Source organism: Pseudomonas sp. N040, assembly GCF_015637705.1.
GTDB lineage: Bacteria > Pseudomonadota > Gammaproteobacteria > Pseudomonadales > Pseudomonadaceae > Aquipseudomonas.
In genome coordinates, this window is record NZ_JADOBE010000004.1 from 104,764 (window position 1) to 118,113 (window position 13,350).

At 64.2% G+C, this 13,350-nt stretch carries 15 protein-coding genes; 12 read left to right on the plus strand and 3 right to left on the minus strand.

What is annotated here, in order from left to right; genetic code table 11:
* Positions 1-47 precede the first annotated feature (47 nt).
* Positions 48-1,472, plus strand: a complete 1,425-nt coding sequence (locus ISX93_RS07570) for a coniferyl aldehyde dehydrogenase (protein WP_195778110.1) — start codon at positions 48-50, stop codon at positions 1,470-1,472.
* A gap of 54 nt (positions 1,473-1,526) precedes the next feature.
* Here the strand turns inward: ISX93_RS07570 and ISX93_RS07575 are convergent, their stop codons facing one another.
* The 3 genes from ISX93_RS07575 to pilT all read right to left on the minus strand — a co-directional run bounded on the left by ISX93_RS07575 (position 1,527) and on the right by pilT (position 4,200).
* Entirely contained in the window at positions 1,527-1,928 is a 402-nt protein-coding gene (locus ISX93_RS07575; protein WP_195778111.1) for an NINE protein, read from the minus strand.
* Between the two features lie 23 nt (positions 1,929-1,951).
* Complete coding sequence (locus ISX93_RS07580) at positions 1,952-3,097, minus strand: PilT/PilU family type 4a pilus ATPase (RefSeq protein WP_195778112.1); 1,146 nt, start codon at positions 3,095-3,097, stop codon at positions 1,952-1,954.
* 68 nt (positions 3,098-3,165) lie between these two features.
* The gene (pilT, locus tag ISX93_RS07585) at positions 3,166-4,200 is read right to left on the minus strand and encodes a type IV pilus twitching motility protein PilT (RefSeq protein ID WP_195778113.1); all 1,035 of its coding nucleotides are present in this window, start codon (positions 4,198-4,200) and stop codon (positions 3,166-3,168) included.
* A gap of 64 nt (positions 4,201-4,264) precedes the next feature.
* On the opposite strand from pilT, the gene ISX93_RS07590 reads away from it, so the two are divergent.
* The 11 genes from ISX93_RS07590 (at position 4,265) to ISX93_RS07640 (ending at position 13,323) form a co-directional block, all read left to right on the plus strand.
* Positions 4,265-4,987 (plus strand): YggS family pyridoxal phosphate-dependent enzyme, encoded by a 723-nt coding sequence (locus tag ISX93_RS07590; RefSeq protein ID WP_195778114.1) that lies wholly within the window; start codon positions 4,265-4,267, stop codon positions 4,985-4,987.
* Positions 4,984-5,802: a pyrroline-5-carboxylate reductase gene (gene proC / locus ISX93_RS07595; protein WP_195778115.1), complete on the plus strand. Its 819-nt coding sequence runs from the start codon at positions 4,984-4,986 to the stop codon at positions 5,800-5,802. The genes ISX93_RS07590 and proC overlap by 4 nt, the downstream gene beginning before the upstream one ends.
* Before the next feature lie 25 nt (positions 5,803-5,827).
* Complete coding sequence (locus tag ISX93_RS07600; protein WP_195778116.1) at positions 5,828-6,421, plus strand: YggT family protein; 594 nt, start codon at positions 5,828-5,830, stop codon at positions 6,419-6,421.
* Positions 6,422-6,429: 8 nt separating this feature from the next.
* The gene (locus ISX93_RS07605; RefSeq protein ID WP_195778117.1) at positions 6,430-6,726 is read left to right on the plus strand and encodes a DUF167 domain-containing protein; all 297 of its coding nucleotides are present in this window, start codon (positions 6,430-6,432) and stop codon (positions 6,724-6,726) included.
* 150 nt (positions 6,727-6,876) lie between these two features.
* Positions 6,877-8,865 carry a dynamin-like GTPase family protein gene (locus tag ISX93_RS07610; RefSeq protein WP_195778118.1) on the plus strand — a complete coding sequence of 663 codons (1,989 nt, stop codon included), beginning with the start codon at positions 6,877-6,879 and terminating at the stop codon, positions 8,863-8,865.
* Between the two features lie 104 nt (positions 8,866-8,969).
* Entirely contained in the window at positions 8,970-10,109 is a 1,140-nt protein-coding gene (gene metX / locus ISX93_RS07615; RefSeq protein WP_195778119.1) for a homoserine O-succinyltransferase MetX, read from the plus strand.
* Between the two features lie 7 nt (positions 10,110-10,116).
* Positions 10,117-10,722: a methionine biosynthesis protein MetW gene (gene metW / locus ISX93_RS07620; protein ID WP_195778120.1), complete on the plus strand. Its 606-nt coding sequence runs from the start codon at positions 10,117-10,119 to the stop codon at positions 10,720-10,722.
* A 37-nt stretch (positions 10,723-10,759) separates the two neighbouring features.
* On the plus strand, positions 10,760-11,179 hold the full coding sequence (locus ISX93_RS07625) for a DUF4426 domain-containing protein (protein WP_195778121.1): 420 nt from the start codon (positions 10,760-10,762) through the stop codon (positions 11,177-11,179).
* Positions 11,176-11,775, plus strand: coding sequence for an RdgB/HAM1 family non-canonical purine NTP pyrophosphatase (gene rdgB, locus ISX93_RS07630; protein WP_195778122.1), 600 nt, complete (start codon positions 11,176-11,178; stop codon positions 11,773-11,775). The genes ISX93_RS07625 and rdgB overlap by 4 nt, the downstream gene beginning before the upstream one ends.
* Positions 11,772-12,935, plus strand: coding sequence for a radical SAM family heme chaperone HemW (hemW, locus tag ISX93_RS07635; RefSeq protein ID WP_195778123.1), 1,164 nt, complete (start codon positions 11,772-11,774; stop codon positions 12,933-12,935). The genes rdgB and hemW overlap by 4 nt, the downstream gene beginning before the upstream one ends.
* A gap of 64 nt (positions 12,936-12,999) precedes the next feature.
* Complete coding sequence (locus ISX93_RS07640; RefSeq protein WP_195778124.1) at positions 13,000-13,323, plus strand: DUF3392 domain-containing protein; 324 nt, start codon at positions 13,000-13,002, stop codon at positions 13,321-13,323.
* The last annotated feature ends 27 nt before the right edge of the window (positions 13,324-13,350 follow it).

Sequence of the window (13,350 nt, forward strand, 5' to 3'; positions counted from 1 at the left end):
CTTCCAATTAAACTCGAAAATCACCTCCGCCAATCTGGATTCCGACCATGTCTAGCGAACAGCCCAGCCCCAACGTCGAAAGCATGCGCCTTGTCTTTGCCGAGCAGCGCAAAGCCTTCGCGCTGGACAGCTACCCGTCCTACGAGACCCGGCGGGCCAACCTGCTCAAATTGAAGAGCCTGATCCTCGACAATGCCGACGCCATCGCCACGGCCATTTCCGCCGACTTCGGCTCGCGCTCCGCCTATGAAACCAAGCTGCTCGACATCTTCGGCTTCATCACCGAGATCAACCACTCGCTGAAGTACCTGAAGAAGTGGATGAAGCCGCGCCGCAAAGGCGTGAGCATCTGGTTCCAGCCCGGCAAGGCCGTCCTGCAGGCGCAACCACTGGGCGTGATCGGGATTGCCGCGCCGTGGAACTACCCGCTGTACCTGACTCTCGGTCCGCTGGCCGGGGCCCTGACCGCCGGCAACCGCGCGATGCTCAAGATCGCCAGCGACTCGAGCAACTTCGGCAGCCTGATCAGTCAGTTGCTGGCGCGGGAATTTCCTCAGGATCTGGTCGCCGTCGTACAACCCGGTCCCGGCATCAACGACCACTTCTCGCGCATGCCCTTCGACCACTTCATCTTCACCGGCTCGCCGAGCGTCGGCAAACAGGTGATGAAGAACTGCAGCGAGAACCTCACCCCGGTGACCCTGGAACTGGGTGGCAAGTCGCCAACCGTGATTGCCCCGGATTATTCGATCCAGAGCGCCGCCGAAACCATTGTCTGGGGCAAATGCGTCAACTCGGGTCAGACCTGCGTGGCACCGGACTACGTGTTCATCCCGGAAGGCACCAGCAAGGCGTTCGTCGAAGTCGCGCGCGCCACGGTGGCCAAGAACTATCCGGGCAAACTCAGCAGCAACGCCGACTACACCAGCATGATCAATGACAAGCAGCTGCGCCGGGTCAACGGCCTGCTCGAGGACGCTCGCGAGAAGGGTGCGGAGATCATCGCCCTGGCGGATGCCGAGGATGCACGCAGTGCCGGCAAGCTGGCGCCGCACCTGGTGCTGAATGTCACCGAGGACATGCAGATCATGCAGGAAGAAATCTTCGGCCCGCTGCTGCCGGTCATGACCTACCGCGGCCTCGACGAAGTGCTCGGCTACATCAACTCGCACGAACGCCCGCTGGCCTTCTACTATTTCGACAACGACCGCAGCCGCGTCGACATGATGCTGAAGAAGACCATCTCCGGCGGTGTGTCGGTCAACTCGGTGATGCTTCACGTGCTGCAGGAAAACCTGCCGTTCGGCGGTGTCGGCAATTCCGGGCTGGGCCACTACCATGCCGAGGAAGGCTTCCAGACCTTCAGCAAGATGCGCCCGATCTTCTACCAGGCGAAGATCAACGGCTCCGGCCTGCTCAAGCCACCCTACGGCAAGCTCACCAACCTGCTGCTGAAACTGACGCTGCGCTGATCCGGCAGCTCAATGAAAAAGGGGCCTTGCGGCCCCTTTTTCAATTCCCCCGGCTCACGCCTGGCTGGCATTGCGCAGCGAAATCTGCTCATTCAGGGTCCAGAAGTCGTAGAGCACGCCGACCAGGAACAAACCGCCGGTAAACAGGTAGAGGATCCCTGTCAGCCATTTGCCCTGGTACATGCGGTGCACGCCAAACACCCCGAGAAAGGTCAGCAGCAGCCAGGCCACATTGTAATCAATGGCCCCGGCGTGAAAGCGCAGGTCGGCATCCCGGTCCATGCCCGGAATCAGGAACAGGTCGATCAGCCAGCCGATGCCGAGCAGGCCGAGGGTGAAAAACCAGATGGTTCCGGTCACCGGCTTGCCGTAATAGAAACGGTGGGCGCCGAGAAAACCGAAGATCCACAGCAGATAGCCAATAACCTTGCTGTGATTGTCCTGCTGCATAGTCATTCCCCTTGTTCAGGTATGTCGCTCTAGCGAAAGCGCCGCCCGGCGTCGTCGTCACTGTTCTGCAGGCTCAAACCATGGCTCTGGGTGGCCAGATGATCGCCATCGGTTTCCGAACCGAGCTTGATCAGCAGGCGCAGGTCGTTCGCCGAATCGGCGTGGGCCAGCGCATCCTCGTAAGTGATTTCGCCCTGGGTATAGAGGTTGTAGAGCGACTGGTCGAAGGTCTGCATGCCCATTTCGGTGGAGCGCTTCATCAGCGCCTTGAGCTCATGCACCTCACCCTTGCGGATCAGGTCAGCCGCCAGCGGGGTGTTCAGCAACACCTCGATGACCGCACGGCGGCCCTTGCCGTCCGGGGTTGGCACCAGTTGCTGGGCGACGATGGCACGCAGGTTCAGTGACAGGTCCATCCACACCTGTTGCTGGCGATCGGCGGGGAAGAAGTTGATGATCCGGTCGAGCGCCTGGTTGGCGTTGTTGGCGTGCAGGGTCGCCAGGCACAGGTGGCCGGTCTCGGCGAAGGCCACGGCATAATCCATGGTCTCGCGGGTGCGCACCTCGCCGATGAGGATCACATCCGGCGCCTGGCGCAGGGTGTTCTTCAGCGCCACATCGAAAGACTCGGTATCGATCCCCACTTCACGCTGGGTCACGATGCATTTGTTGTGCTGGTGGATGTACTCGATCGGATCCTCGATCGAGATGATATGGCCGGAGCTGTTGGCGTTGCGATAACCGATCATCGAAGCCAGCGAGGTCGACTTGCCGGTACCGGTCGCACCGACAAACAGCACCAGTCCGCGCTTGGTCATCGCCAGCTGCTTGAGAATCTCCGGCAGCTTGAGCTGATCGATCGTCGGAATGTTGGTCTCGATCCGCCGCAGCACCATGCCGGCCAGGTTGCGCTGGTAGAAGGCGCTGACCCGGAAGCGCCCGACGCCGCGCGCACTGATGGCGAAGTTGCACTCGTGATTCTCGGCAAAGTCGCGGCGCTGCTGCTCGTTCATCACCGAGTACACCACTTCGCGCGCCTGCTCCGGCGACAGCGGCGTCTTGGTCACCGGCATGATGGTGCCGTTTACTTTCATCGAGGGCGCGACGCCTGCCGTAATGAACAGGTCGGAACCGCCTTTCTCCACCATCAGTCGCAACAGCTTTTCAAATTCCATCGAGGTCCACCTTTGTTCAAGCACCTATCACGGCAACCGGCCTGTAGCGGTGACCGCGCTTCCCGGAATTAGAAGTTTTCCGGGATCTTGGCTTTTTCACGCGCACTTTCGCGGCTGATCAGGCCCTTGGCCAGCAACCCCTTGAGACACATGTCGAGGGTCTGCATGCCCAGCGAGCCGCCGGTCTGGATCGCCGAATACATCTGCGCGACCTTGTCCTCGCGAATCAGGTTACGGATCGCCGGGGTGCCGATCATGATTTCGTGGGCCGCCACCCGGCCGCCGCCGATCTTCTTCAGCAGGGTCTGCGAGATCACCGACTGCAGCGATTCGGAGAGCATGGAACGAACCATGGATTTCTCTTCCGCCGGGAACACGTCGACCACCCGGTCGATGGTCTTGGCGGCGGACGTGGTGTGCAGCGTACCGAACACCAGGTGCCCGGTTTCCGCGGCGGTCAGCGCCAGGCGGATGGTTTCCAGGTCACGCATCTCGCCCACCAGGATGATGTCCGGGTCTTCGCGCAGGGCCGAGCGCAAGGCCTCGGAGAAGCCCAGCGTGTCGCGGTGCACCTCGCGCTGGTTGACCAGGCACTTCTTCGACTCGTGAACGAATTCGATCGGGTCTTCGATGGTCAGGATGTGGTGGTACTTGTTGCTGTTCAGGTAGTCGAGCATGGCCGCCAGGGTGGTCGACTTGCCCGAGCCGGTGGGGCCGGTCACCAGCACCAGGCCACGCGGCACATCGGTGATCTTCTTGAACACCTCGCCCATGCCGAGGTCTTCCATGGTCAGCACCTTGGACGGAATGGTCCGGAACACCGCCGCCGCACCGCGGTTCTGGTTGAAGGCGTTGACCCGGAAACGCGCCACCCCGGGCACCTCGAAGGAGAAGTCGGTCTCGAGGAACTCTTCAAAATCCTTGCGCTGCTTGTCGTTCATGATGTCGTAGATCAGCGCATGCACCTGCTTGTGCTCCAGCGGCGGCAGGTTGATCCGGCGCACGTCGCCATCCACCCGGATCATCGGTGGCAGACCAGCAGAGAGGTGCAGGTCTGAAGCACCTTGCTTGGCGCTGAAGGCAAGCAGCTCGGTAATATCCATGGGACTCCCCAATTCCTGACAAGCGGTTAGAATGCCCACACCACAAGGCGGCCGGGCCGGGCTAATGTCCACCATACGAGAAAATATTGCAAAGGTTCGCGCACGGATTCGTGGCGCAGCGCAGGCTTGCGGCCGTGACCTGCAAGGGGTTGGCTTGCTGGCTGTCAGCAAGACCCAGGCCGCCTCGGCCATACGCGAAGCCTACGCCTGCGGCCTCACCGATTTTGGCGAGAACTACTTGCAGGAAGCCCTGGCCAAGCAGGCCGAACTGCGCGACCTGCCCCTGACCTGGCACTTCATCGGCCCGATCCAGGCGAACAAGACCCGCAGCATTGCCGAAAGCTTTGCCTGGGTGCACTCGCTGGATCGCCTGAAAATCGCCGAGCGACTCTCTGCGCAGCGCCCGTCCGGCCTGCCGCCACTGAATATCTGCCTGCAGGTGAATGTCAGCGGCGAAACCAGCAAGTCCGGCTGCAGCCCCGCCGAGCTGCCCGCCCTGGCTCTGGCCATCAGCCAGTTGCCCGGCCTGCGCCTGCGCGGCCTGATGGCGATTCCCCAACCGACCACCGACGCTGGCGAGCAGCATGCGGCATTTGCCCGCTTGCGCGCGCTGCGCGACGGGCTTGAGCTGCCGCCGGGGACCCCGCCGCTGGACAGCCTGTCGATGGGCATGAGCGAAGACCTCGAAGCCGCCATCGCCGAAGGCGCCAGCTGGGTGCGGATCGGCAGCGCAATCTTTGGTGCGCGCGCCTACGCCGCACCAGCCACCCAAGGAAACCATCCATGAACAACCTGCGAATCGCCTTTATCGGCGCGGGCAACATGGCCGCCAGCCTGATTGGCGGCCTGCGTGCCGAGGGCATTAGCGCCGACCTGCTCTGCGCCAGCGAACCCGGCGCCGAACAGCGCGCGCGCATTGCCGCCGAACACGGCATCCGCGTCTATGAACACAACGAGGCAGCCGTGCAAGGCGCCGACCTGATCGTGCTGGCGGTCAAGCCGCAGGTCATGCAGGCCGTCTGCCGGGCCTTGGCGCCACACCTGCAGGCCAATCAGCTGATCGTCTCGATTGCCGCCGGGATCAGCTGCGCCAGCCTGAGCGCCTGGCTGGGTCCGTTGCCGCTGGTGCGCTGCATGCCGAATACCCCGGCACTGTTGCGCCAGGGTGTCAGCGGCCTGTTTGCCAATCACCTGGTCAACAGTACACAGCGCCAGCAGGCCGAACAGGTGCTGGCTGCCGTGGGCATGACCCTGTGGCTGGATGACGAAGCGCAGATCGATGCAGTGACTGCCGTCTCCGGCAGTGGCCCGGCCTACTTCTTCCTGCTGATCGAGGCGATGAGCGCCGCCGGCGTCAAGCTCGGACTGCCGGCCGCCACCGCCGCCCAACTGAGCATCCAGACCGCCCTCGGCGCCGCGCGCATGGCCGCCGGCAGCGACGTCGATGCCAGCGAACTGCGCCGCCGGGTCACCTCGCCCAACGGCACCACCGAAGCGGCGATCAAGACTTTCCAGGCCGGCGGTTTCGCCGAACTGGTAGAACAGGCCCTGCATGCTGCTGCCGCGCGCTCGGCCGAGCTGGCGCAAGAACTGGGCAGTTAAGCAACACGCAACCAAGGAAACCCCCATGACCGGACTGAACACTGCTGCCATCTATATCCTGCAAACCCTGGGCAGCCTGTACCTGCTGATCGTGCTGCTGCGCTTCATCCTGCAACTGGTGCGGGCCGACTTCTACAACCCGCTGAGCCAGTTCGTCGTGCGTGCCACCCAGCCGCTGCTGAAGCCCCTGCGCAAGCTGATCCCCAGCCTGTTCGGCCTGGATACCGCCTCGCTGGTGCTGGCCATCCTGGTGCAACTGCTGGTGATGATGCTCACCCTCGCCCTGATGGGCTATGGCCTGGGCGGCTTCCTGCTGCAGCTGCTGGTGTGGTCGCTGATTGGCGTCGCCTCGCTGTTCATCAAGGTGTTCTACTTCGCCATGATCATCAGCGTGATCCTGTCCTGGGTCGCCCCCGGCAGCTACAACCCCGGCGCGCAACTGGTCAACCAGATCTGCGAGCCCTTGCTGGCGCCGTTCCGCAAGCTCATGCCGAATCTCGGCGGGCTGGACATTTCGCCGATCTTCGCCTTCATCGCGCTGAACCTGTTCGACATGCTGGTGATCGGCAACCTGGCCGCGCTGACCGGGCTGCCGCAGCAACTCAGCCCGTTCCTCTAGCCCCCCCGGTGAGCTACTTCCGCTGGGATGGCGACGACCTGATCCTCGATTGCCATCTGCAGCCCAAGGCCAGCAAGGACGAATTTGCCGGCCTGCATGGCGAACGCCTGAAGATTCGCCTGACCGCCCCGCCCGTGGAAGGCAAGGCCAATGCCCATCTGCTGGCCTTTCTCGGGAGCGCCTTCGGCGTGGCGAAGAGCCAGGTGCAGTTGCTCAGCGGCGAGCTGAACCGGCAGAAGCGCGTGCGTATCCAGTCGCCACAGAAGCTCCCCGCGCTTCCCGGCCTGTGCCTGCCAGTGCGCTGATCCGGCCCCCGCCAGCCGTCCGCCCGCCCGGCGCGGATTGACTCGGGCCGCCGGCATCGCATAATGCGCCTTTGGCGACGGGCGACGCACATCCGCCAGTCGCTGCCAGGCAGATCCAGGCGCCCCAGGCGCTGGCAGGGAGGTATCGCGATGAGCATGGAGCGACTGAGTGATCAGGTTGACAGTTATGTAGCCTGGAAGCGCGAACTGGTCCGCGAGATCACCCGCTATCGCGGCTGGCTCGAGCGCAACCGGCTCAACTCGTCAACCCTGGATACCCGGCTCGAACGCTCCCTGCGCCTGCTGCGCACCGACCACATCACCCTGGCCTTTGTCGGCGAGTTCTCGCGCGGCAAGAGCGAGCTGATCAACAGCCTGTTCTTCTCCAGCTACGGCCAGCGCCTGCTGCCGTCCACCGCCGGGCGCACCACCATGTGCCCGACCGAACTGTTCTACGATCCGGCGGCGCAAACTTCCTACATCCGCCTGCTGCCCATCGAAACGCGCATGGCCTCGACCAGCCTGGTCCAGTTCAAGCGGGTTCCACACTACTGGGTAAATATCCCGCTGCTGCCGGATGACCCCGAGAGCATGGCGCACGCCTTTGCCCAAGTCGCGCGGACCAAGCCGATGCCGCTGGAGAAGGCGATTGCCCTGGGCTTCCAGCCGGACATGCTGGAAAGTGCCGGCCAGCCCGGCATGGTCTTGGTCCCGGCCTGGCGGCATGCCCTGATCAACCTGGATCACCCCCTGCTGCGCCAGGGCCTGCGCATCCTCGACACCCCCGGGCTGAATGCACTGGGCAGCGAGCCGGAACTGACGCTGTCGATGCTGCCCAGCGCCCAGGCGATCATCTACCTGCTGGCCGCCGACAGCGGCGTGACCGCCAGCGACATGGCAATCTGGCAGCAACACATTCGCCAGCTCGACCAGGACACCCAGCAGAACCTGTTTGCCGTGCTGAACAAGATCGATGTGCTGTGGGATGACCTGGCCGGCGAACGCTTCGTGCAGGACGCCATCCAGCGCATGCATGAGTCCACTGCCCGCCAGCTGGGCCTGGCCGTCGAGGCGGTGCTGCCGCTATCGGCCAAGCAGGGCATGCTGGCCAAGGTGCGCAATGACAGCCAGTTGCTGGCCCGCAGCCAGTTGGGCGGACTCGAGCAACTGCTCTGCGAGCGGATTGTCGCCGGCAAGGAAGAAATGCTGCAGTCGCGCGTGGTCAACCAGTTGCTGAGCATGCTGCGCAGCAGCCAGCAGCTGCTGAGCCAGCGCCTGGACAAGGTACGGGAACAGCAGCAACAGCTTGCCGCACACCAGCAGGATAACGGCCAGATGCTGCAGGAACTGACCGCCAAGACCAAGGACGACCATGGCCTGCATCACAAGCGCCTGCTCAGCCTGAAAAGCAGCCAGCGCCTGCTGGCCCGCCAGGGCGACCTGTTGCGCGCCGCAACCCGCTCACAACGCTTCGAGCTGCATGTCGAGGAGGTGCGCAACAGCCTGCGCGACAGCTGGACCAGCATTGGCAACAAGCGCGCCATCCAGCATTTCTTCGAGGCCGTGGCGGCCGACCTCGAGAGCCTCGGCGACGAGGCCGACACTGCCAACCAGCTGGTCGAGGCCGTGTATGCCCGGCATAACAGCGAAAACCCGCTGAACGGCATGGAGGCACCACTCTTCAACGTCAGCCACTACCAGCGCGAACTGCGCCAGCTGCAGGAACAGACCAACCAGTTTCGCCTGCAACTGAAGACCCTGCTAACCGATCAGGCCAGCCTCGGCCAGCGGTTCTTCGACACCCTGGTACAGGAGGTGATCGCCCTGCACGAGCGCGTGCGCAGCGATGCCGAACAATGGGCCAGCGACGCCCTGATGCCGCTGCTGCAGCACGCCATGGAACACAAGCAATTGCTGGAAATCCACCTGCTGCGCCTGCGCGCCCTGGCCCAGGAAACCCAGCTGACGCAGAAGCGCTCGCAGCAGATGGAGCAGTACGCCAGCGAACTGCAACTGCAACTGACCGAAGCCAGTGACATCCTGCGCATCATGCGCCGTCCCGCCCCCATCCAGCGCAAGGCCAAAGTGGTCAGCTTGCCGGTTACCGCGCGCCAGCGTGATGCCGGCGAGTCCGCCTAGGAGCCTGATCCGCAACATCCGGCAGCAACCGGCCACCCCGCGCCCTTGCCCGGCGCGGCACGCCTATTTAGACTGCTGCACTTCCCAAATCGAGAGCAGGGTCGATGCCCACTGCATACCCCGAAGATTCCGTCGGCCTGGTGATTCCACAGCAACTGCATTTCAGCGAACCGCTGGAACTGGCCTGCGGGCGCAGCCTGGCCGACTACACGCTGGTTTATGAAACCTATGGCGAGCTGAATGCCGCCCGCAGCAACGCCGTGCTGATCTGTCATGCCCTGTCCGGCCACCATCACGCCGCCGGCTATCACAGTCCGGACGAGCGCAAGCCGGGCTGGTGGGACAGCTGCATCGGCCCGGGCAAGGCCGTGGATACGCGCAAGTTCTTCGTCGTCAGCCTGAACAACCTGGGCGGCTGCAATGGCTCGACCGGCCCGGCCAGCCACAATCCGCAGACCGGCCAGCCGTTTGGCGCCGACTTCCCGGTGGTCACCGTGGAGGACTGGGTCAACAGCCAGGCGCGCTTGGCCGATGCGCTGGGCATTGCGCAGTGGGCCGCGGTAATCGGCGGCAGTCTCGGCGGCATGCAGGCCCTGCAGTGGACCATCAGCTATCCCGAGCGGGTGCGCCATTGCCTGGCGATTGCCTCGGCGCCGGCGCTCTCGGCACAGAACATTGCCTTCAATGAAGTGGCGCGCCAGGCGATCCTGACCGATCCGCAATATCATGGCGGTCACTTCAAGGCCCAGGGCGTGTTCCCCAAGCGCGGGCTGATGCTGGCGCGCATGGTTGGCCACATCACCTACCTGTCGGATGACGCCATGGGCGAGAAGTTCGGCCACCGGATGAAGAACGAGCGGCTGAATTTCGACGTGCACAGCGTCGAATTCCAGGTCGAGAGCTACCTGCGCTACCAGGGCGAGGAGTTTTCCGAACGCTTTGACGCCAATACCTACCTGCTGATGACCAAGGCCCTCGACTACTTCGACCCGGCGGGCAAGCATGGCGGTGACCTGACCCGCACCCTGGCAGGGGTGCAGGCCGACTTCTGCGTGATTTCCTTCACCACCGACTGGCGCTTCTCGCCGGCGCGCTCGCGCGAGATCGCCGACGCCCTGATCGCCGCGAAAAAGAACGTCTGCTACCTGGAAATCGATGCGCCGCAGGGGCATGACGCCTTCCTCATGCCGATCCCCCGCTACATCCAGGCCTTCAGCAGCTACATGAACCGCATAACCCTTTGAGACAGCCATGAGAGCCGACCTCGACATCATTCAAGAGTGGATTCCCGCCGGCAGCCGTGTGCTCGACCTCGGTTGCGGCGACGGCGATCTGCTGGACTGGCTGCGCACGCACAAGCAGGTCAGCGGTTACGGCCTGGAGATCGACCCGGAGAACATCGCCCGCTGCGTGGAAAAAGGCATCAATGTCATCGAACAGGACCTCGACAAGGGCCTCGGCAACTTCGCCAGCAACAGCTTCGATGTGGTGGTGATGACCCAGTCGCTGCAGGCACTGCGCTACCCGGACAAGGTCTTGCGCGAGATGCTGCGGGTCGGTCGGACCTGCATCATCACCTTCCCCAACTTCGCCCACTGGCGCTGCCGCTGGTACCTGGCCAGCAAGGGCCGCATGCCGGTGTCCGAGTTCCTGCCGTACACCTGGTACAACACGCCGAACATCCACTTCTGCACCTTCCGCGATTTCGAGGCGCTGTGCCGCGAGATGCAGGTCAGCGTGCTCGACCACCTGGCGGTCGACCACTTGCACCGCGACAGCCTGGGCAGCCGTATCTGGCCTAATCTACTGGGTGAGATCGGCATCTATCGGGTCAGTGGCCCGGCGCGCGCGGAATAACCCGCAGCCCGCCCCAACCGGTCCCAAGGAGTTCGCCATGCGTCAGCTCATGATCTGCCTGCTCACCCTCTGCCTGAGCCTGCCGGCGTTCGCCGAGCGCAAGCAGACCTTTGGTGAAATCGATGTGCACTACAGCGTATTCAATTCCAGCTTCCTGCAGCCCAACACTGCCGCCGCCAGCGGACTGGTACGCAGCAAAACCCTCGGCGTTGTCAGTGTTTCGGTGCTCAAGGACGGCAAGCCGCTGGCCGCCAAAGTCGAAGGCTCGGTGCAAAACCTGCTCGGCCAGCAGACGGTGCTGACCTTCAAGCAGGTCGATGAGCCGGGGGCCAGCTACCACCTGGCGCAGTTTGCCCTGGAGGATCGCGAGGTACTCACCTTCAGCCTCAACGTCAACAGCAGCGACGGCGGCAGCAACAACTTCACCTTCAGCCAGGAAGTGTTCCCCGACGAATGAGTACCCTCATCACGGAACTGGTCCTGGCCAGCCATAACGCCGGCAAGCTGAAGGAACTGCAGGCGCTGCTCGGCGAGCAGATCAAGGTTCGCTCGGTCGCCGAATTCAGTGCGCTGCAACCGGTAGAGGACGGCCTGTCCTTTGTCGAGAACGCGCTGCTCAAGGCCCGGCATGCCGCGCGCGTATCCGGGCTGCCGGCGCTGGCCGATGATTCCGGGCTGGCGGTGGATGCCCTCGGCGGCGCGCCCGGCATCCATTCGGCACGCTATGCCGATGGCCAGGGGGACGCGGCCAACAACGCCAAGCTGCTGCAGGCGCTCAAGGATGTGCCGGAGGGCGAGCGCGGCGCGCAGTTCGTCTGCGCTCTGGCGCTGCTGCGGCATGCCACTGACCCGCTGCCGATCATCTGCGAGGGGCTCTGGCGCGGGCGCATCCTGCACCAGCCGCAGGGTCGCAACGGATTCGGCTATGACCCGCTGTTCTGGGTCAGCGAGCACGACTGTTCGAGCGCCGAACTCAGCGCGCAGGAGAAAAATCGCCTGAGCCACCGCGGGCGTGCCATGGCCCTGCTCAGGCAACGCCTGGGGCTGACATGAGCCACACCCCTTCGGCCCCGGGCTTCGAGCTGCCGCCGCTGGCACTGTACATCCACATCCCCTGGTGCGTGCGCAAATGCCCGTACTGCGATTTCAACTCGCATGCGGCCGGCCCCGAACTGCCGGAAGAGGCCTACGTCGACGCACTCCTCGCCGACCTGCAGCAGGACCTCGCGCAGGTACACGGCCGCCCGCTGAGCTCGATCTTCTTCGGCGGCGGCACCCCCAGCCTGTTCTCCGCCAATGCGCTGGGCCGCCTGCTGGATGGCGTGGAGCAGCAGATTCGCTTCCAGGCGGATATCGAGATCACTCTGGAAGCCAACCCCGGCACCTTCGAGCAAGCCAAGTTCCGCGATTACCGCAGCCTCGGCATCAATCGCCTGTCGATCGGCGTGCAGAGCTTCCAGGCGGCCAAGCTCAAGGCGCTGGGCCGTATCCATGACGGCGCCGAGGCGATCCGCGCCGCCGACATGGCGCGCGCCGCCGGTTTCGACAACTTCAACCTCGACCTGATGCACGGGCTGCCCGAGCAGAGCATTGAAGATGCCCTGCAGGACCTGCGCACGGCGATCGCGCAGGGGCCGACCCATCTGTCCTGGTACCAGCTGACCATGGAACCCAACACCGTTTTCTGGAACCAGCCGCCCGTGCTGCCCGCGGAAGACACCCTGTGGGACATCCAGGAAGCCGGCCAGGCCCTGCTCGCCGACGCGGGTTACGCGCAATATGAAGTCTCGGCCTACGCCCAGGCCGGGCGCCAGGCCCGGCACAACCTCAACTACTGGCGCTTCGGCGACTTTCTCGGCATCGGCGCCGGCGCCCACGCCAAGCTGAGCACCCCGCAGGGCCAGATCCGGCGCAGCTGGAAAACCCGCCTGCCCAAGGACTACCTGGCCGCGGGGCAAACCTTTCGCGCCGGCGAGCGCCTGCTGAGCCACGCCGAGCTGCCCTTCGAGTTCCTGATGAATGCCCTGCGCCTGAATGACGGGGTCCCGGCCGCGCTGTTCAGCCAGCGCACCGGCATCCCGCTCGAGGAGCTCGCCGCGGCGCGGCAGAAAGCCGTGGCGCTGGGCCTGTTGCAGGCCGAGCCACAGCGCCTGTGCGCCACGCGGCACGGCCAGCTGTTTCTCAACGACCTGCTGCAGCATTTTTTACCCTGAACCAAACCCGCCCCCTGACGGCTGCCGCCGAAGCAGCAGAGGCATCAACCCGCAAGGAAATCGCATGGATCTGCTGCTGGACCTGCTCGCCACCCTCTCGCGCTGGAGCCGCGGGCATCTGTACGACATCGCGCTGGCGATCATGGCCACCCTGCTGGTGCTGTTCGGCCCGGGGATCAATGCCTGGGTGAAGCGCTCGACCGGCGGCTTCAACTTCTTCCTGCGCACCCTGCTGTTCGTGCTGGTGTGCGTGTTCGGTTACGGGCTGGCGCTGATCTTCCTCACGCCCTGGCTGGCCAGCGGGCTGGGCTACTTCAACAATTACACGCTGGCGCCGGTGCTGCTGCTGATCTTCCTGCTGATCGGCGTGCTGGCCGACCGCAGCTAGACCGCGACCGCGCGCCGCGAATGCGCC